Raw genomic sequence first — 18,715 nt, 5'->3', positions numbered from 1 at the left:
AGTGCTTGATGAGGAGCATCATCCGGCCAGGTCGTGTTGTGCCGATTTCAGATCGATATCACCGGCCGAGGTGCCCACGATGCCCTTGGGCTCCAGCAGGAACTGCGTGTAGTTGTCGTCGTGCGGGATGCCGGGGACCGCGGTCCACGGCAGTACGGTGCCGCGGGTGATCTTCCGTACGGTCGGCTCGCGCAGCGCCCGGTCCACGACCTCCTCGTTCTCGGTGAGCAGGTTGAGCACGAGGGAGTGACGCAGCGGGGCGGTGCCGTCCTGCGGCGTCCAGGGGGCCACGATGACGAAGGGGAACGGGAGTTCGGTGCCGACCGCCGGGTCGTGCGCGCTGTCGGCGGAGAGCACCAGCGGGCGCGGCAGGAACGATCCGTCGGGCAGCTCCACGAGTGGCCCGTTCTCGTCGTACGCGGCCGAGTGGTCGGTGAGCGAGGCGCGCAGCGCGTCGGTCTGGCGGCGCAGCTGGTCGGCCCGCTCTGCGTCGACCACGAGCAGGGACGCCTCGGGGGCGTCGGCCGGGAGCACCGGGAGCGTGCTCAGCCGGCGGGCCAGCGCGTCGGCGACCTCGGCGGGCGGGCGGGTGGTGAGCACCGCGGAGAGGTTGGTGCAGCGGGTGCCGCCGTCGAAGGAGGCCGAGGCGACCAGGTGGTCGAGCAGCCGGTCGTCGAGGTCGGCGTCGAGCAGCGCCTTGGTGCTGCCGGGGCCGCGTACCGCGACCGACTCGTCGCGCTGCCAGGTCTCGACGGCCTTGCGGCCGCCGTAGATGATGCCGCGGTCGGCCTCCCGCAGCAGGAATTCGCCGACCGGGCGCTCGCTGGGCAGGAAGGCGATCCGCTCGGGGTCGAGGCCGGCCCGCAGCAGCGCCGCCACCAGCCGCCGGGCGGTGAACGGGTCACGGCTGCCGGGCCGCACCAGCACGCTGTAGCCGTGGAAGACCGCCTGCACCCAAGTGGCGTTGGGTACGGGGTGGTTGCTGGCCATGACCGCGGCGAAGGTCCGCCCGCGCGGCACCCACCGGGTACGGAATCCGGCGCCGAAGTCGGTGACCGGCAGTTCGGCGGCGGTCGTCTCGGGCAGCGCCTCGATCTCGGCGACGAGGTCGGTGACGGCGAGCCGTCCGGTGGCCGCGGTCAGGCCGGTGGCCTGGGTGACCCGGGCGACGTACTGTCCGACGCTCTCGCCGTCCAGTTCCTCGGTGGCGAAGATCCGGGCCGCGGCGCGGAAGATCGCGGGGGACGGCGGGAGGCCGTCGGCCGCCGCGCGCATCCGGTTCAGGGCGGCCTGGGCGAGCAGCCGCGGGGCCAGGCCGATGTCGGCCAGGTCCGCGCCGTGGACGCCCACGAGGGTGGTGCGGTCCGAACTGGGCACGAGCCGGCCGGAGACGACCGGGTCGACGCGTATCGGCCCGGCGGCCGGTGTGCTGGGGTCCGCGGCGGCCATCAGTAGACCCCTTCTATGACGGCGACGTCGCCGATCCGGGTGTAGGTCTGCACATCGGCGACCCCGTCGGGGCCGCCGGCGACGGCGGGCGCGATCCGTACGGCGCTGTCCCGTTCCAGGATGTTGGGCAGGAACATCTCGTCGGAGACCAGGTGCAGCCGGACCCGGCCGCGCTCGCCGTACTCGACGAGATCGCCCTGCTCGTCGACGAGTTCGAGCCTGGTGGTCGCCGGGAAGGGCTCGAAGACGCAGGGGAAGGTGTCGTCGGCCAGGGACGGGCGCTGCGGGGCCACGCCCATCAGGCTGTTGCCGTAGATCCCGATCACCGCGGTGCCGTCGAAGAAGACCTCCTTGAGCATCCGCAGGCTCTCGGCGCTGATGGAGGTGCCGGCCCAGATGATGGCCCGGACCTTGGTGCGTACGAGGTCGTACAGCTCGCTGCGGGCGCAGATCGCTTCGAGCAGCGGCGGGGTGGTGCTCAGTACGGCGACGTCCTGGCTGCGCAGGACGGTCTCGGCCTGGTCGAGCAGGTGCTGTACGTATTCGTCGGCGAGGTCGCCGCGGCCGGTGGCCAGCAGGCGCTTGACCCAGCGCGGGTCGAGGTCGACGGTGTAGAAGATGCCTTCGCCCAGGGCGGCGTAGCGGGAGACGTCGAAGCCGATGACATGGGGGCCGGTCGGTCCGAGGTGGAGCCAGTTGCCGGTCTCGGGCACGCCCTGGGCGACCAGGCGCCGCTGGGCCCACTCCAGCATCCGTGAACGGTAGGCGCTGTCGACGACGCGCTTGGGCGCGCCCGTCGTGCCGCCCGAGTCGTAGACCCGGAAGGTCCGGTCGGACAGCCCGCGCGGGATCAGCTGCTGGGCGGGTACGTCACGCAACTCCGCGCTGACGTCGGGGAAGCGGCGCAGGTCGTTCGCGTCCCGGATGTCGTTGAGCGGGTCGAAGCCGAGGCTGTCCCGTTTGGCCAGCCAGAACGGGGAGCCGGTCGCGGCGTCGAAGTGCCAGGCGACCAGTTCCCTGACGTGGTTGTCGAATTCTGTCGTCATCACCAACTCCAGGAAAGCGGGGACGGAGCATTGTTGGGCGAAGCGCGTATCGACGGCCTATCGCCCGGATATCCGCCGCCCCGCGGTGCCGGGCGCCCGGCAGCGTCCCCCCACCCCGCGCGGTGCCGGGCGGGGAGACGCCGCCGGGCGGTGCCGGGCGCCTGCCCACGCCGGTCCGTGCCGGGCGCCCGCCCACGCCGAGCCTGCGCGGCCCGGAAGCCGAGGACTCGGCGCGCAAGCGCGCGAGGCCGGGACGAGCGCGCCCCGCGCCCGCTCGGGGTCCCGTGGCCGGAAACCCCTTACGGTCGCCAGGAGTTGGGGCCCACCGCGCCGACCGCAGCCGCCGCCCGCACCCGGCCATGAGGCCGAAGCGCCAGATCTCCACGCCTGGCCCCAGGGGTCGCAGAGCCGGGGACGACCACCTGCTGGCGTCTCCCCCTGCCCACCCCAGGCCCGCCCACAACCGGGCTCGGGGCCGGCGGCCGGAGCTCTCGGGGCCACGCGCGAGAGTTCCGCCGCACGGGCGCATGGGCGGGGAGCGGGGGGGCGCGAGGGCTGCGCCCGGGTCGCGGCCGAGGGGCTATACGGACACGTGCCGGCGCAGAACAGGAGGGTCAGAGTCGGCGTGCTCGTGCCCGGCACCCAAAGGCGGAGGGACCGGCTTCCGGAGAACGCCCCTGCACGGTGCAGGCGCACGCCCGAGTGCGGCCGTGGCATCGGCCACGCGCCGGCCCGGGCAGCGGCCCGCGCCCGCGCGTATACGGGAGAACCAGGGTCGGGCGCCCCCTGCTCGGCTCCGGGGCAGCGGGCCACCTGCCGGGAGTCCCGGAGCCGGGGGTTGGTGAACGCGCGTGCCCGCGCGGGGTTTTCGGGGCCGAGGCCCCGGCGTTGGCGCACGCCCGCGCGTCCGCGCGCCCGCAGACAGGTCCGGGGCAGTCCCCGGGACGGGGGCCTCACCCCCGCGCGCGGGACGCGTGAACGTGGGAGCAGGGCGCGCGCCTAGGCGGCCGGCTTCTGGCGGCCGTTGGACAGCACGAGGGCCAACAGGCCCGAGACCAGCGGCAGCACGGCGACCAGCCCCAACGCACTGGTCAGCTCCATGGACTTCGCCAGCGCGCCCGCCGCGCCCGACCCCATGCCGCCGCCGACGAAGAACGTCAGGTTGAGCAGGCCCATCGCGCCACCCCGCCGCTGCGGAGGGATCCGGACGGACATCAGCCCCGTCGTCACCACCTGCGTGACCGCGAAGGCCGCGAAGCCCAGCGACGCCCCGCTGACCAGCAGCCACGCGCCGCCACCGTTGATGCCCGCGATACCGATCAGCACCGCGGAGGCGACGGCCGCCCCGGCGAGCAGGATGTTCCCGCCCTTGCCGGAGGTCAGCTTGCCCGCGAGCCGGGAGACGATCGCGCCGATCGCCGCGCCGGGCAGCAGCGCGAAGCCGATCTGGAAGACACTCCAGCCGTAGGACTTGACCAGGATCTGCGGCACGGCGTACATCGCGGCGAACAGCCCCGCGTACACCCCGATACCGATCGCGCCCGCCAGCAGGAAGGTCCCGTCGGTGGCGAGCGAGCGCTGCACGAAGCCCTCGGGGCTCTGCCGTACGCGGGCGGTCAGCCCGGCCGCGGCCACGACCACGATCGCGACCAGGGTGAGCACGACCGGCGTGGACAGCGAGAGCGTCGGCGACTGGATCAGTACGAGCAGCGCGCTGACCGTGGCGGTGAGCAGCGCGGCACCGGGGACGTCGATGGACTTGCGCGAGCCGGGCCGGGTGGCCAGCGGCAGGCAGAACGGCACGGCGAGCAGCGACAGCACGGGCAGCACGACGGTGAGCCGCCACGTCATCCACTGGGTGACCACGCCGCCCATCAGGGTGGCGCTCGCCGAGAAGACGGCCATGGTGCCGCCGAATCCGGCGAGCACCTTGGGCCGTTGGGCCGGATCACCCGAGGCGGCCAGCGTCAGCGCGCCGGAGGTCATGGCGCCGGAGCCGGCGGCCAGTACGAAGCGGCCCGCGACCAGCGTGCCGAGGTTGGGCGCCGAGACGCAGATGCCGGTGCCGAGCAGCAGCACCAGCGAGCCGACCAGCAGCGTGGCGCGGACACCGAGCGCGTCGCCGAGCCGGCCGAACAGGGCGGTGCCGACACCGAGTGCGAGCGCGTGCGCGGTGAGCACCCACGCGGCCTGCGCGGGGGTCGCGTGCAGGGCGACCGAGACCTTGGGCAGGGCGACACCCGCGGCGGTGACGCCGAAGACGGCCGGGCCGAACAGCGCGCCGATCCGCATCCCGGCGGACCGGGCGCTGAACGGTGGTGACTCGGCGACGGCCGGGCTGGGAAGCGAATGGACGACGGGCTGTTCAGTGGTCATGACGGATTCCTCGATCGGGGGTGGGCAGGATGTTGTGGTTCGCCCGGAACAGGTTCTGCGGGTCGTAGGCGCGCTTGAGCGCGGTGAGCCGGGCGTGGGTCTCCGGCGGCCAGCAGGCGCGGACCCACTCCTCGTCGGCGGTGTCGGGGCCGCTGAGGAAGTTCAGATAGCGGCCGCCGGTGCCCCACTCGGCCAGCGCGTCCAGCACCCGGGTGGGCCCGGGGGCGAGGGTGGCCAGGGTGAAGGCGGCGTCACGGTTGCCGACGGCGTTCGGTACGGGCGAGGGCCTGCCCAACGCGCCGCCCAGCAGCCGCAGTTCGACCATCAGGTCATCCGCGTCGGCGCCCGGCCCGGCGACCGCGAGCAGCCGGTCGACCGCGGCCTCGTCCAACTCCCGCAGGGTGATGCAGCGTTCGTTGTACGGCATCGGGTCGACCGGGTCGCGGTGGATGTCGGCGACGGAGGTGTACGGCATCTCGCCGACCTCGTCCAGCACGACCGGCGCGGCCGCGCGCATCGGGCGCAGCAGCTCCTCGCCCTCCTCCGCGCTGCCGAGGTGGGCGACCCGGACATGGACCATCAGCCGCGCGCGCAGGAACTCCGGGACCTGGGGCAGGTCGGGCAGACGCAGCAGCGCGATGGAGGTGACCAGTTCCTCGGGGACGTCCGCGGCCCAGCGGCGCCAGGCGTGCAGCACCTCGGCGGCGTCGGCGCCGTCGTAGTACAGGCCGCCGCCGTAGAGCCGGGTGACCGGGACGAGTTCGAACTCCATGGCCGTCACGACGCCGAAGTTGCCCTTGCCGCCGAGCAGTCCCCAGAACAGCTCGGGCAGGTGCTTCTCGGTGACCGACAGCAGCCGGCCGTCGGCGGTGACCACGGCGATCCGGGTGACATGGTCGGCCGCGTAGCCGTACTTCCTGGCCAGCAGGCCCATGCCGCCGCCCAGGGTGTAGCCGACGACGCCGACCAGCGGGGAGGAGCCGTTGAGCGGGGCGAGGCCGTGGGCGGCGGCCGCGGTGATGACCTGCTCCCAGCGGGCGCCGGCCGCCACCCGCGCGGTACGGGCGACCGGGTCGACCGTGACGTGGTCCATCCGCCGGGTGCTGATCAGGACTCCGCCCAGGGTGGGTGCGGCGATGCCGTGGCCGGTGGCCTGGACGGCGACGGGCAGACCGTAGTCGGCGGCGAAGGTGACCGCGGCCCGTACGTCGGCGGCGCCGGCCGCGGCGACGATGAGGGCCGGCTGGTGCTGGGCGACGCGGTTGAAGCCCGCGCGCTCGGCGGCGTAGTCCTCGTCCCAGGGGAGCAGAACGTCGCCGTCGACCTCGGCCGCCAGCGCCGCCACGGCTCCGGGGGGTATGGGCGGAGGGTTCGGCGCACCCCGGGGTCGTTGCAGAGAGTGCGTGGCTTCGGGCATTCCGTCTTCCTTCAGGGTCTGTTCGGTGTCCACAGCGCCAGTGTTGGCCTCGCGGTGGACACGTCCCATCCCTTGAATGAGGGAAGTGCCGCGGGCCCGTATCCCCTGTTCTGGGGGGGTACGGGCCCGCGGTGTGCCGAAGGGCCGGGGTAACCGGCCGGGGGTACGGGGTGATACAGGGCGATTCAGGGTGGTATGCGGTGCTACTGAGGGCTCCGACGCCCGCTGGGGGATCTCGCCCCCGTCAGGAGGTCTCCCCCTCCCACGTGGTCATCCAGAAGGACATCACCCGCTTGAAGACGAGGTGTTCGGCCTTCAGCTCGGCGTTCTCCTGCTCCAGCTTCGCGAGCCGGTCCTCCGTGCGCAGCGCGTCCGTCGCCTGTTCCGGCAGCAGCCGGGGGAAGTTGATGGTGAACCGGAGGTCGTCGGCGGTGTTCCGGCCGTTCGACGGGATCTCGACCCGTCCGGAGTCGCTGGTCAGTATCGCGTACTCCAGGTCGCGCAGCGCGGCTGCCGGTCTTATCCCCAGTTCGTCGTCCAGCCGCGCCCGTAACTTGCGGAAGAACTCCAGGGCCTCGACCTTCCGCCCCGACCTGAAGAGCGCCAGCATGAACTGCGCGGCCAGCCGTTCCCTGAACGGGTGCTCGGTGACCTGCGCGGCCAGTTCGCCGACGATCTGCCGCTCCCGGCCCAGCTTCAGCTCCAGGTCGAAACAGTCCTCGAGCACCGTCAGCCGGGTCTCCTGGAACTTCGCGGAGACCGACTCCAGGATCTTGCTGTCCAGCCCCGCTCCTATCGGACCGAGCCAGACCCCGAGCGCCGACCGGTAGAGGGTCACCGCCTCGACGGTCGACCCGGCCTCGGCCGCCGCGCGGCCCAGGATGCTGTACTCCTCGAACGCCGCCAGGTCCAGTTCCCCCGGGGCCACCTTCAGCAGATAGCCGGCCGGGTGCGTCTCGATCCTGCCGGTGATCCCGTGGTCCGCGAAGAGCCTGCGCAAGCCCGAGACGCAGATGCGCACTTGGCTCTTCGCGGACGCTGGTGGCGCCTCGTTCCATATCACGTCGACCAGCCGCTCCAGCGGGACCACGTGATCGGCCTCCAGCAGCAGCGCGGTGAGCAGGGCCTGCTGCCGTGGACTGCCCAAGCGTACGGTTCTGTCCGAGCCCGTCACCGTCAGTGGTCCGAGGACGCGATACCGGTATCTGTCCGTCATGTGCGCTTCCCCCTCTAGGGTGGTGTCCGCTTGTGATGCTTTTTCACCAGCGAGGCAGGAAGGTAAAACCGGCTTGAACAGTCAGCCCAAGCCGGTCCCGCAGCTCATGTGACAGAGCCGCCAGACTCTCCAACCCCCGTGCATTGCGAAGCCGTCCCATGTCGAATCCTCTCAGGCCCGAGCGGTTCACCAACTCGATTACGGCCAGCTTCGCGTCATCGTCATCCGACGCCACGAAAACATCGACAGGTATACCGTCCAACTCCCCGGCGTACAGAACGGGAGCGAAGGCGGTGTTGAATGCCTTGACCACGATGGACTCCGGAGCCGCCGCGGCCAGTCGTTCGGCCGCGCTCACTCCCCCGGAAGGCGATATTCCGAATTCTTGATCTTCCAGCGAATTCGCCACGTCCACGACCACCTTTCCGGCGAGCGGCCGGTCGGCGGACAGGGCGAGCGCCAGGCAGTCGCGGTGGGCGAGCGCCAGCACCGTCATGTCCACGTTGGCGTCCAAGGCGGCGGACAGGTCGGCGGGCAGGACGATTCCGGGTGCCGCCTCGGCGCTGACCTCGGCCGCGGCCCGCCATGCCTTGGCGGTGTCCCGGTCGGTCAGCAGGACGGTCTCGCCGGCCAGCGCCAGCCGCCGGGCGACCGCCCGGCCCATCGCACCCGCCCCGATGACACTGCACCTCATGCGGTTCTCCTCAATTCCTGCTGCCGTCCGCCGCCGGGAGTGTTGCCGGTGCGGACAGGGGAATCAATCCCGCGTTCAGGGGGTTGGAAGCTGTGCGAGGTCCGGCCCGCGTCCGATTGTCCGGAAGCCGTCTCTCCCCCCAATTGAGGGATGTGTCGGCCGGGTGATGTCCCGGAGGATGACAAGGTGACGAAGCCGACCGCCGTTCAGATCACCCAGAGCCGGGAAGAGCTCCTGGCCCGGGCGGGACACGCGCCCGACGCTTTGACGATGTTCGCCGAGGCCTCCGCGCAGCTGCGCCGGCTCGTGCCGTACGACGCGGCGGTGTGGCGGGCGACCGACCCGGTCACCGGGCTGATGACCTCGCCGATCAGGACCGAGAACCTGGACGACGAGGGCTGCGCGGTCTACTGGGGCTGCGAGCTCTTCACCGAGAACGTCAACCTCTTCCGCGACCTGGCCCGGGCTCCTGTCCCGGTGGTGAGCCTGCGGCAGGCGACCGACGACTCCCCCGCCCGCAGCACGCTGTACCACGACTTCATGCGCCCGCGTGGATTCGGCGACGAGATGCGCGCGGTAATGCGCGTCGCCGGCCGGCCGCGCGGGCACATCAGCCTTTTCCGGGCCCGCGGCCGCGCGGCTTTCGATCAGCGAGAGAACAAAATCGTTGAATCAGTGACCATTCCGCTCGCCCGACGACTGCGGTCTTTCGACGAACCGCGGTCCGAGCCGCTGCCGGACGCCGAACACGGCCCGGGGCTCCTGCTCTTCGACGCCCAGGACCGTCTGCTTTCGGTCAACGACGACGCCCGCAGCTTCCTCGACGAACTGCCCACGGGCCCGGGCGTGGTGACCGCGCTCGGGGTCCGGGTGCCGGCCTGGATCCACAGCACCGCCGCCCAGGCCAGGGCCGTCGCCCAGGACCGCGGCCGCGGTACGGCCAGGGTCCGCGCCCGCACCCGGGCCGGCCGGTGGCTGGTGTGCCACGCGTCCTGCCTGCGCGACGCGAGCGGCATGCTGGGCGCCGCCGCGGTGGTGATCGAGCCCGCGAAGACCTCGGAGATCGTGCCGCTGGTGATGGACGCCTATGAGTTGTCCGAGCGCGAGGTGCAGGTCACCCAGTACATCGCCCGCGGACTGTCCACGGCGGAAATCGCCAAGCAGCTCTTCCTGTCGCCGCACACGGTCAGGGACCACATCAAGGCCATCTTCGAGAAGGTCGGTGTGTCCAGCCGCGGTGAACTTGTGGGACGCATATTCACCCACTTCTACGCGCCCCTCGCCGACGAAAAGATCACACGCGTCCAGGACAGTTGATTCAGGCCACATCCACCTCGGGAGAACGGCCGAAAAAGCACCGCAGGAAAACAGCCCCCGCCAAACACCTGGCGGGGGTTGTTCCGTTTGCGTGTGGCTTTGCGTGTACTTTACCGTAATATCCAACTGAAACGCGTCCGATAGCGTGTTCGCACACGCTTCAAACATGCCGAATGAGATCTTCCAGCGCGAAGTGCTCGTGCAGAAGTACGGCGGGAGCTCGGTGGCTTCCCTGGCTCAGATGCGTGCGGTGGCGGAGCGGGTCGCCGCCCAGCACCGGGCGGGACGGCGGGTCATCGTGGTCGTCTCCGCCAGAGGCGACACGACCGACGAACTTCTCTCATTGGCTCGGGAGTTCAGTGCCTCCCCCGAGAGCCGCGAACTCGATCAGCTGCTGGCCACCGGTGAGACCGCCTCCTCCGCGCTGCTCGCCATGGCGCTGCAGACCGCCGGCGTCCCGGCGGCCGCGCTGAACGGCGCGAAGAGCGGAATCCTGGCCGGCGGCCGGCACGGCGCCGGCGTCATCGCCGCCGTCGACACCGAGCTGATGCTGCGGCTGCTCGACGACGGCAAGGTCGTCGTGGTCGCCGGGTTCCAGGGGACGAACGAGGACGGCGACATCGTCACCCTCGGCCGCGGCGGCTCCGACACCACCGCGGTGGCCGTCGCCGCCGAACTGGGCGCCACCCGCTGCGAGATCTACACCGACGTCGACGGCGTGTACACCGCGGACCCCCGGGTCGTGCCCAGGGCCCGGCGGATGCCCGAGATCGATCTCGCGGTCATGACGGAGATGTCCTTCGCGGGAGCCCGGGTCATGCACTCCCGGGCGGTCGAACTCGCCGCGCTCTGCGGTGTCGACATTCATGTCAAGCATTCGTCGGCGGACGGGCCTGGGACGGTCATCCGCGGAGAGGTCGGAGGAGACATGCTTGAAGGAAGCACCGCGGTCAGTGCGGTGGTGCACGACGCGGACGTGGCCAGAGTGGCCATGCGCGTGGAGCGCATCGACCGCGACTCGGTCGCCGATGTGTTCCGCTTCCTGGCCCGGACGTCGATATCCGTCGACATGGCCAACCTCTCGGAGGGCGACGAGGGCGGCTTCTCGGTGGGCATGACCGTACGCCGGCCCGACGTCCCGGCCGTCCGGCGCTCGATGCGGGAGATGGCCGCCAAGTGGGGCGGCTGGGCCGAGGTGAACGAGGAGGTCGGGATGCTCTCCGTGGTCGGCACCGGCCTGCTCAGCCGTCCCGAGTACGCCGCCCGTATGCTCTCGGCGCTCAGCGGCGCCGCCATCGCCACCAGCGCGGTCTCGGCCTCCCAACTGCGGATCTCGGTGACCGTGCCCGAGACCGAGGTGCTGCGCGGAGTCGGCGTCCTGCACAGCGAGTTCGGCCTCGACGCGCCGACCGGCTCCCGGGAACCGGCGCGCCAGTTCTGATCCGGACCGGATCGAATCGCATCGGAGAAAAGGGCTTCCCATGGTGTACAACAGCTCATTCGCCCGGCGGTTACGACTGCAACGCCTCTACCGGCACGCGCAGCAGCGGCTGTTCATCGTGCCGCTCGACCACTCGATCACCGACGGCCCGGTCACCGGCGGCCGCGCGGTCGACCCGCTGATCGGCCGGCTGGCGGCCAACTCGGTCGACGCGGTGGTGCTCCACAAGGGCAGCCTGCGCTATGTCGACCCCGACTGGTTCACCCGGATCTCGCTCATCGTGCATCTGAGCGCCAGCACGGTGCACGCCCCCGACCCCAACGCCAAGTACCTGGTCGCCAGCGTCGAGGAGAGCCTGCGGCTGGGCGCCGACGCGGTCAGCGTGCACGTCAACCTCGGCTCCGACGAGGAGCGCCGGCAGATCGCCGACATGGCCGCGGTCTCGGACGCCTGCGACCGGTGGAACGTCCCGCTGATGGCGATGGTCTACCCGCGCGGCCCGAAGATCACCCGCCCCAACGACCCGGGCCTGATCGCCCACGCGGTCACCCTCGCCGCCGACCTCGGCGCGGACCTGGTGAAGACGCCCTACGCCGGTTCGGTGGCGGAGATGGCCGACATCACGCGCGAGGCGCCGGTGCCGGTGGTGGTCGTCGGCGGTCCGCGCAACGAGGACGAGGGCCAGGTGCTCGCCTACGTGGAGGACGCGCTGCGCGGTGGGGCCGCGGGGGTCGCCATGGGCCGCAATGTCTTCCAGTCGCCCGACCCGGGTGTGCTGGCCGCCAAGGTCGCCGAGATCGTGCACGGCTACCAGGCACCGGGCCGCGCCGCGGCCTGACCGACCGTACGACCGGCTCACGTCACGGCCGCCGGACCCTACCCGGCTCGCGTCACGGCCGCCGGACCGTACGCCCTGGTCCCGGACCGTACGACCGGCCACCCGATCCCTTCGACCGTCCGACCGTTCCACCACCGCGTCTGCAGGCTTTCCCCTTTCACCTGAACCATCCCTAAGCGATGAGGAGTTCATCTCATGAAGCTCAGCTGGCTGGACATCCGGACTACGGGCTCCGCCAAGCAGGCCATCGTCGAAGAGGCCATCCACGCCAGGGTGGACGGCATCCTCGCCGATGACATCGCGGACCTGGCGGGCCTCCCGCCGACTGTCAAGAAGGTCCTCTTCCCTCAGGGCAAAGCGCTGCCCGAGGACTTCGGCGCGGCCGATGTCGTCATCGTGGACCCGGCCAAGCACGGCGAGCCCGCCGAACTGGCCCTGCTGCACCCGCAGATCGAGTTCGGCCGGTTCGTCGAGATCATCGACGCGGCGACGCTGGAGGACGCGTGCCAGTCGGGGCGCACCGAGAAGTGGAGCCTGCTGCTCTTCCGCGACCCCACGAAGATCCCGCTGGAGATCGTGATCGCGGCGGCCGCCCGTGCCAAGGGCTCGCTGATCACCATCGCGCAGGACGTCGAGGAGGCCGAGATCATCTTCGGTGTGCTCGAACTCGGCTCCGACGGCGTGCTGATGGCGCCGGCCCGGGTCGGTGACGCCACCGCGCTCAAGCTGTCGGCCGAGGCCGGTGTGCCCAACCTCCAGCTCACCGAGCTGACGGTGACCGGGACCGCGCACGTCGGCATGGGCGAGCGGGCCTGCGTGGACACCGCCACACACTTCGGCAAGGACGAGGGCATCCTGGTCGGCTCGCACTCCAAGGGCCTGATCCTGTGCGTCAGCGAGACCCACCCGCTGCCGTACATGCCGACGCGGCCGTTCCGGGTCAACGCGGGCGCGATCCACTCGTACACCATCGGTGCCAACGAACGCACCAACTACCTCAGCGAGTTGAAGGCCGGCTCCAAGGTCACCGCGGTCGACATCCACGGCAACACCCGGCTGGTGACCGTCGGCCGGGTCAAGATCGAGACGCGTCCGCTGCTGTCGATCGACGCGGTGGCGCCCGACGGACGTACCGCCAACCTGATCCTTCAGGACGACTGGCACGTCCGGGTGCTCGGCCCCGGCGGCACGGTGCTCAACAGCACGGAGCTGAAGCCGGGCGACATCGTCCTCGGCTACCTGCCGACCGAGGACCGGCACGTCGGCTACCCGATCAACGAGTTCTGCCTGGAGAAGTAGCCCCGGCATCCCCCACACCCGTCCGGCCCGGGCGAGCCCCCCTCCGCCCGGGCCGGACGTTCCATGTCCGGGGACAGAACGGCCAACACGCCTTGTTGCAGGTGTGGTTACGTAATTTTCTTGCTTTCACTCGCATTATTGCGGGCCTGTGTCGGTGACCCTACGATCAGTGCGCGCGGTGACCCCCGCACCCCCGCCGTACGGCAGCTGCTCCTTGCTCGTCACGACCCTCCTCCTTCCCGAAGGGACAACGACCTGTGAGAAAGCTCCGTCTGCTCGCCGCGTCAAGTGCCGCCGCCCTGGCGGCCGTTCTGATCCCCGGTGCGGCCACCGCGGTCGCCGGCACCGCGGACCTGCCGGGCTCGTGCACGTACTACACGGACTTCGACTTCATCGGCAACCAGCTGTCGATCTACGACACCAAGGTCTGCAACGGCGTCACCCAGCCCGGGTACGCCGTGATCGAGAAGGTCGGCGCCGGCGGCTCGGTGACCGCGGTCGCCTACGGCCTGGGCATCGTGCGCTACACCTGTCAGGGCACGGCGGTGAACACCTACCGCTTCGACGGCGACATCAACCGCCAGGTCACCCTGACCCCGGGCGCGATCCCCTGCGGCTGACCCCACCGGCCGCCCCCCAAGGGGGCGGCCCCCATCCGAACACCCCGCCCCTCCCCCGCGCCCCGCTCACCTCCGGACCCCACGTCCGCCCGGCCGCCATGTCCGGGCCGGCGGACGTCGGGGCGGTGTGAGCGGGCTCATGACGCCGGGGCGGGGGCGCATGGCAGCATCGGGGGCGGGACGGGCCGAGGGGATCGGGCGGCCGACCGCACACCGTACGAGCGAGAACCGAGGCGCGCCATGCCGCTGCAGATCAGGGCCACCGACGCGGAGCACCCGTCGGATCTTCTCGACCTGGAGTGGCACCTGCCGCTCGAACAGTGGCCGGATTCCTCCCTCGTCGCCCTGCCGCGCGGCATCTCCCGGCACGTGGTCCGCTTCGCCAGGGCCGGTGACGAGGTCGTGGCGATCAAGGAGGTCAGCGAGTGGGCGGCGGCCCGCGAGTACGAGCTGCTGCGCGACCTCGACCGGCTGGCGATACCCTCCGTGGACCCGATGGCGGTGGTCACCGGGCGGGTCGCCGCGGACGGTACGCCGCTGGAGCCCGCGCTGATCACCCGCCATCTCAACGGCTCGCTGCCGTACCGTTCGATGTTCGAGACGACGATGCGGCCGGGCACGGTGAACCGCCTCCTGGACGCGCTGGCCGTCCTGCTCGTACGGCTGCATCTGGTCGGCTTCGCGTGGGGCGACTGCTCGCTGTCCAACACGCTCTTCCGCCGGGACGCGGGCGCGTACGCCGCCTATCTGGTGGACGCCGAGACCGGACAGATCCAGCCGGAGCTCACCCGCGGGCAGCGGGAGTACGACATCGACCTGGCCCGGGTGAACATCGCCGGGGAGCTGATGGACCTGGAGGCCGGCGGCTCGCTGCACCCCTCGGTGGACCCGATCACCTTCGGCGAGGCGATCGTCGAGCGGTACGCCGACCTGTGGCACGAGCTGACCCGCGAGTCGGTCTACCCCGCGAGCAAGCGGCACTACATCGACCGGCGCATCCGCAGGCTCAACGACCTGGGCTTCGACGTGGCCGAGATGCAGATCCAGCGCTCCCCCGCCGGGGACGCGGTGACCTTCGTGCCGAAGGTCGTGGACGCGGGCCACCACCAGCGCCAGCTGCTGCGGCTGACCGGTCTGGACACCGAGGAGAACCAGGCGCGCAGCCTCCTCAACGACCTGGAGAGCTGGATGACCACCCAGGACGACTACGCGCCGGGCGATCCGGTCGGCGCGCGGCCGGAGGTGCTGGCGCACCGCTGGGTACGGCAGGTCTTCCGGCCGGCGGTACGGGCGGTGCCGCTGGAGATGCGCGGCAAGATGGACGCGGCGCAGCTCTACCACGAGCTGCTGGAGCACCGCTGGTACCTGTCCGAGCGGGCGCAGCGGGACGTGGGCCTGGAGGCGACCGTGGAAAGCTACATCACCGAGGTGCTCCCGCACATTCCCGACCCGTCGGCCCTCCCCGTCGAAGAAGAGGAATAGCCCCCGGACCGCTGGGCCCCCGGACCGCCGAGCCCCCGGCCGCCGGGCCCCTCAGCGCCGGCCGGCCCACAGCCAGGGATGACGCCCGCCGGGCCGCCGACACCGGGCTCGGCGCCGGCCTGCCGCGCGGCGCCGACTCCCGCCCTTCTCAAGGGCGATCACCCGAACACATGATCGCTGTTGGCACGACCAATAGTGTGAGCAGGCACTTGTTGCCCAGGGACGCCGGGGCCGAACATGGACGCGGGCACGCCTTTCGCCGCTGCCCGACCCCCCGCACCCACTGGAAAAGGAACGTCCTTCGTGACTCTCAGCACCGGACCTGTGAAGACTCTCGGAGTGGGAATCGTCGGGCTCAGCGCCGACGGCGGCTGGGGAGCACGCGGTCATCTGCCCGCGCTGCGCGCCGTGGAGGGCTTCGAGGTACGCGGCCTGACGGCGTCCTCGCCGCAGACGGCCGAGAAGTCGGCCGCCGCCCACGGGATCGCCAAGACCTACCCCGGCGTCGCCGAACTCGCCGCGGACGACGACATCGACCTCGTGGTCGTCACCGTCCGGGTGGCGCGCCACCGCGAGCTGATCATCCCCGCTCTGGAGGCCGGAAAGGCCGTCCTCAGCGAGTGGCCGCTGGCCAACGGCCTCGCGGAGGCGGAGGAGCTGGCGGCGCTCGCCGAGCGGTACGACGTGCGTACGGCGGTCGGTCTGCAAGCCCGCTCGGCGCCGCCGGTCCGCTACCTTCACGACCTGATCGCCGAGGGCTACGTGGGCGAAGTGCTCTCCACGACCCTGGTGGCCTCGGGCGGCGGCTGGGGCCCTGTGGTGCCGGACCGTACCGCGTACACCATCGACAAGAGCAACGGCGCCACCCTGCTGACCGTGCCCTTCGGGCACACCGTGGACGCGCTGACCCTGGTGCTGTCCGACTTCGAGACGCTCAACGCGACCACCGCCACCCGGCGTCCGCAGGTGCGGCACGCCGACACCGGGGCGCTGCTGACGCAGACCGCGGAGGACCAGATCGCGGTGACCGGACGGCTGGAGAGCGGCGCCGTCGCCTCCGTGCACTACCGCGGCGGCTCCACCCGCTCCACCAACCTGCTGTGGGAGATCAACGGCACCGAGGGCGACCTCGTGGTGACCGGCGACAGCGGCCATCTCCAGTTCGGCCAGTTCACCCTGCGCGGCGCCCGCGGCGGGGACACGCTCACCGAGCTGCCGGTGCCCGAACGCTACACCGAGGTCCCCGGGTTGACCGGTCCCGGCACACCGGTCGCGTACGCCTACGCCCAGTTGCGGGCCGACATCGAGAACGGCACCACGACCGTCCCCGACTTCGCGCACGGCGCCCGCCACCACCGGCTGCTCGACCGTATCCAGAAGTCCGCGGAGTCCGGCACCCGCCAGTAGTCCCGAAGGGGCCCCGGCCGGCACGCCGTACGGCCCCACCGCAAGAGCACCCCCACCGCGCCAGGAGGTCACCGCACCGCGCCCTCGACTCCCTCCCCCCTGCTGGACCAGGTCCACACTCAAGGAGACCCCATGCACACCGGCTTCGGCGCCTTCATCTCCCCTCTGCACGCACCCGGTCAGGACCCCCATCTGACCATCAGGCGCGACCTCCAACTGGTCGAGCATCTGGATGAGTTGAACTACGACGAGGCCTGGTTCGGCGAGCACCACTCGCTGGCGTGGCCCTCGATCGGCGCGCCGGAGACGCTGATCGCCGCGGCGGCCGAGCGGACCCGGCAGATCAAGCTGGCCAACGGGGTGGTCACCCTGCCGTTCCACCACCCCTTCAACGTCGCCACCCGCGCGTTACTCCTCGATCACCTCACCCGGGGCCGTTACATCCTGGGCATCGGCCCCGGGGCAACTCCGAACGACGCCCATATGCTCGGGCTGGACCTGGGCGAGCTCAAGCGCATGACGAGCGAGGCGCTGCCCACGATCATCGAGCTGATCAACGGCGAGAACCGGGTGAGCCAGAAGACGGACTGGTACACCCTCCAGGACGCCAAGATGCAGCTCCCGCGCTACAGCAAGCCGGGCATCGAGCTGGCCATCTCCAGCATCGGTACGCCCAACAGCCCCCAGGTCGCGGGCCGTTACGGACTCAGCCTGCTCTCCTTCGGCGCCCCGCCGCCCGGCTTCCCCGCGGTGGACCTGGCCCGGCAGTGGAGTTACGCCGAGGAGTCGGCCGAGGAGCACGGACAGCGGGTGGACCGCGCCAAGTGGCGGATCACCGTACCGCTGCACATCGCCGAGACCCGCGAGCAGGCGTACCGGGACGTACGCGAGGGCTACTCCCGCTGGCTGCACGGCTATTGGGGCGAGGCGGCCGGTTTCGACGTCGCCCAGGACGGCGTCAAGCCGTCGCAGGAACTGGAGGCCGGGATCGAGCAGGGCCTGGCGATCGTCGGGTCCGCCGAGGACGCGGTGGCCGCGATCACCCACCTCCAGGAGCGGTCCGGCGGCTTCGGCACCTTCCTCAACTACTCGGTGAACTGGGCCTCGTTCGACCGGGTCAAGCGCAGCTATGAACTGCTGGCCGAGCAGGTCGTCCCGCACTTCTCCGGGTCCACGGCACGCGGTGACGAGTCCATCCGGTGGAGCGTGGACAACCGGCATGTCTTCCCGCACACCGAACCGCTGCGGGCCCGCGCCGCCCGGGCGGTCTGAGCACGCCGGGGCCGGTGCCGCCCGGGCCGAGCGGCACCGGCCCCCTCAGCCGACCGACTGACCCACGCCGCGCCGGGTGGCCACCAGCCGGGCGCAGACCTCGGCGGCGCGGTCGAAGAGGTAGAAGTGGCCGCCCGGCAGCGTGTGGAAGGCGACCGCGCCCCGCGTGTGCCGCGCCCACCCCGGCATCCGGTCGGCCGGCGCCAGCGGATCGGCGTCGCCGCCGTAGACCTCGATCGCCGTGCGCAGCGGCGGCCGGTCCACGGGCCGGCCGCCGTAGTCGTCCACGATCGCCAGGTCGTTCCGCAGGGTCCGCAGCACCAGTTCCGACAGGCGCGGGTGGTGCCACAACTGCTCCGGCACACCGCCCAGTTCGCGGGCGAACGCGTGCAGCCGCTCGGCCGGCCAGTCGGTACGCCGATCCGCCGCGCCACGGGCCCCGGCCCGGTGGGGCGCGGGGCTCGCGGACACGGCGAGCCAGGACGGCGGGTGCGGAGACGCCTCAAGGACGCGGACCAGCTCGTAACCGAGCAGGGCGCCCATGCTGTGGCCGAAGACGGCGTAGGGGCCGCGCAGTTGGGGCCGCAGCACGGTGTGCAGATGGTCGACGGCCTGCGGGACCGTACGGCACACCGGTCCGGCCGGGGTGGGCAGCCGGCCCGGCAGGTCCACGCCCAACAGCCGCCAGTCGGAGGGGAGATGACCGGCCCAGGGCAGATAGCCGCGGGCCGATCCGCCCGCGTGGTGCAGGACGACCAGGGTGAAGGAGGCATCGGACCCGGGCCGGGAGGTCAGGTCGTACAGGCTCATGGCGGCGGGCACTTCTCTCAGGAGGGCCGGA

Annotated in this window: 15 protein-coding genes; 8 read left to right on the top strand and 7 right to left on the bottom strand. The window is 71.5% G+C overall.

Features of this window, described 5'->3' with window-relative positions:
- Positions 1-18: 18 nt before the first annotated feature.
- From OHA30_RS24890 to OHA30_RS24865, 6 genes are all read right to left on the bottom strand, one after another.
- Positions 19-1,449 (bottom strand): aldehyde dehydrogenase family protein, encoded by a 1,431-nt coding sequence (locus OHA30_RS24890; protein WP_328916098.1) that lies wholly within the window; start codon positions 1,447-1,449, stop codon positions 19-21.
- A complete protein-coding gene (locus OHA30_RS24885; protein ID WP_328916097.1) occupies positions 1,449-2,495 on the bottom strand; it encodes a phenazine biosynthesis protein in 1,047 nt (348 codons plus the stop codon). The genes OHA30_RS24890 and OHA30_RS24885 overlap by 1 nt, the downstream gene beginning before the upstream one ends.
- 999 nt (positions 2,496-3,494) lie before the next feature.
- The gene (locus tag OHA30_RS24880; protein WP_328916096.1) at positions 3,495-4,871 is read right to left on the bottom strand and encodes an MFS transporter; all 1,377 of its coding nucleotides are present in this window, start codon (positions 4,869-4,871) and stop codon (positions 3,495-3,497) included.
- Positions 4,861-6,216 carry an FAD-binding oxidoreductase gene (locus OHA30_RS24875; RefSeq protein WP_328916095.1) on the bottom strand — a complete coding sequence of 452 codons (1,356 nt, stop codon included), beginning with the start codon at positions 6,214-6,216 and terminating at the stop codon, positions 4,861-4,863. The genes OHA30_RS24880 and OHA30_RS24875 overlap by 11 nt, the downstream gene beginning before the upstream one ends.
- Positions 6,217-6,532: 316 nt before the next feature.
- Positions 6,533-7,435 (bottom strand): AfsR/SARP family transcriptional regulator, encoded by a 903-nt coding sequence (locus OHA30_RS24870; protein ID WP_328916094.1) that lies wholly within the window; start codon positions 7,433-7,435, stop codon positions 6,533-6,535.
- A 112-nt stretch (positions 7,436-7,547) separates the two neighbouring features.
- A complete protein-coding gene (locus OHA30_RS24865) occupies positions 7,548-8,198 on the bottom strand; it encodes an NADPH-dependent F420 reductase (protein ID WP_328916093.1) in 651 nt (216 codons plus the stop codon).
- A 270-nt stretch (positions 8,199-8,468) separates the two neighbouring features.
- Between OHA30_RS24865 and OHA30_RS24860 the strand changes: the two genes are divergently transcribed.
- From OHA30_RS24860 to OHA30_RS24825, 8 genes are all read left to right on the top strand, one after another.
- Positions 8,469-9,515 (top strand): LuxR C-terminal-related transcriptional regulator, encoded by a 1,047-nt coding sequence (locus OHA30_RS24860; protein ID WP_405786056.1) that lies wholly within the window; start codon positions 8,469-8,471, stop codon positions 9,513-9,515.
- A gap of 166 nt (positions 9,516-9,681) precedes the next feature.
- Complete coding sequence (locus tag OHA30_RS24855; protein WP_328916091.1) at positions 9,682-10,956, top strand: aspartate kinase; 1,275 nt, start codon at positions 9,682-9,684, stop codon at positions 10,954-10,956.
- 40 nt (positions 10,957-10,996) lie between these two features.
- Positions 10,997-11,794, top strand: coding sequence for a 2-amino-3,7-dideoxy-D-threo-hept-6-ulosonate synthase (locus tag OHA30_RS24850; RefSeq protein WP_328916090.1), 798 nt, complete (start codon positions 10,997-10,999; stop codon positions 11,792-11,794).
- Between the two features lie 195 nt (positions 11,795-11,989).
- A complete protein-coding gene (griH, locus tag OHA30_RS24845) occupies positions 11,990-13,093 on the top strand; it encodes a 3-amino-4-hydroxybenzoic acid synthase (protein WP_328916089.1) in 1,104 nt (367 codons plus the stop codon).
- Between the two features lie 257 nt (positions 13,094-13,350).
- The gene (locus OHA30_RS24840) at positions 13,351-13,713 is read left to right on the top strand and encodes a hypothetical protein (RefSeq protein WP_328916088.1); all 363 of its coding nucleotides are present in this window, start codon (positions 13,351-13,353) and stop codon (positions 13,711-13,713) included.
- Positions 13,714-13,953: 240 nt separating this feature from the next.
- Positions 13,954-15,195, top strand: a complete 1,242-nt coding sequence (locus OHA30_RS24835; RefSeq protein WP_328916087.1) for a DUF4032 domain-containing protein — start codon at positions 13,954-13,956, stop codon at positions 15,193-15,195.
- 303 nt (positions 15,196-15,498) lie between these two features.
- Positions 15,499-16,602 (top strand): Gfo/Idh/MocA family protein, encoded by a 1,104-nt coding sequence (locus OHA30_RS24830; protein WP_328916086.1) that lies wholly within the window; start codon positions 15,499-15,501, stop codon positions 16,600-16,602.
- Between the two features lie 132 nt (positions 16,603-16,734).
- Positions 16,735-17,874: an LLM class flavin-dependent oxidoreductase gene (locus tag OHA30_RS24825; RefSeq protein ID WP_328916085.1), complete on the top strand. Its 1,140-nt coding sequence runs from the start codon at positions 16,735-16,737 to the stop codon at positions 17,872-17,874.
- 45 nt (positions 17,875-17,919) lie between these two features.
- Here OHA30_RS24825 and OHA30_RS24820 read toward each other — a convergent pair whose 3' ends face one another.
- Entirely contained in the window at positions 17,920-18,684 is a 765-nt protein-coding gene (locus OHA30_RS24820) for a thioesterase II family protein (RefSeq protein ID WP_328916084.1), read from the bottom strand.
- Positions 18,685-18,715 lie beyond the last annotated feature (31 nt).

Source organism: Streptomyces sp. NBC_00223, assembly GCF_036199905.1.
Classification (GTDB): Bacteria; Actinomycetota; Actinomycetes; order Streptomycetales; family Streptomycetaceae; genus Actinacidiphila.
This window is presented reverse-complemented; position numbering and strand designations above follow the sequence as displayed.

What these genes read in the sequence shown, in the direction of transcription:
- OHA30_RS24890 (WP_328916098.1), bottom strand. Translation starts at nt 1,449, where the DNA reads ATGGCCGCCGCGGACCCCAGCACACCGGCCGCCGGGCCGATACGCGTC.
- OHA30_RS24885 (WP_328916097.1), bottom strand. Translation starts at nt 2,495, where the DNA reads ATGACGACAGAATTCGACAACCACGTCAGGGAACTGGTCGCCTGGCAC.
- OHA30_RS24880 (WP_328916096.1), bottom strand. Translation starts at nt 4,871, where the DNA reads ATGACCACTGAACAGCCCGTCGTCCATTCGCTTCCCAGCCCGGCCGTC.
- OHA30_RS24865 (WP_328916093.1), bottom strand. Translation starts at nt 8,198, where the DNA reads ATGAGGTGCAGTGTCATCGGGGCGGGTGCGATGGGCCGGGCGGTCGCC.
- OHA30_RS24860 (WP_405786056.1), top strand. Translation starts at nt 8,469, where the DNA reads ATGTTCGCCGAGGCCTCCGCGCAGCTGCGCCGGCTCGTGCCGTACGAC.
- OHA30_RS24855 (WP_328916091.1), top strand. Translation starts at nt 9,682, where the DNA reads ATGCCGAATGAGATCTTCCAGCGCGAAGTGCTCGTGCAGAAGTACGGC.
- OHA30_RS24850 (WP_328916090.1), top strand. Translation starts at nt 10,997, where the DNA reads ATGGTGTACAACAGCTCATTCGCCCGGCGGTTACGACTGCAACGCCTC.
- griH (WP_328916089.1), top strand. Translation starts at nt 11,990, where the DNA reads ATGAAGCTCAGCTGGCTGGACATCCGGACTACGGGCTCCGCCAAGCAG.
- OHA30_RS24835 (WP_328916087.1), top strand. Translation starts at nt 13,954, where the DNA reads ATGCCGCTGCAGATCAGGGCCACCGACGCGGAGCACCCGTCGGATCTT.
- OHA30_RS24825 (WP_328916085.1), top strand. Translation starts at nt 16,735, where the DNA reads ATGCACACCGGCTTCGGCGCCTTCATCTCCCCTCTGCACGCACCCGGT.
- OHA30_RS24820 (WP_328916084.1), bottom strand. Translation starts at nt 18,684, where the DNA reads ATGAGCCTGTACGACCTGACCTCCCGGCCCGGGTCCGATGCCTCCTTC.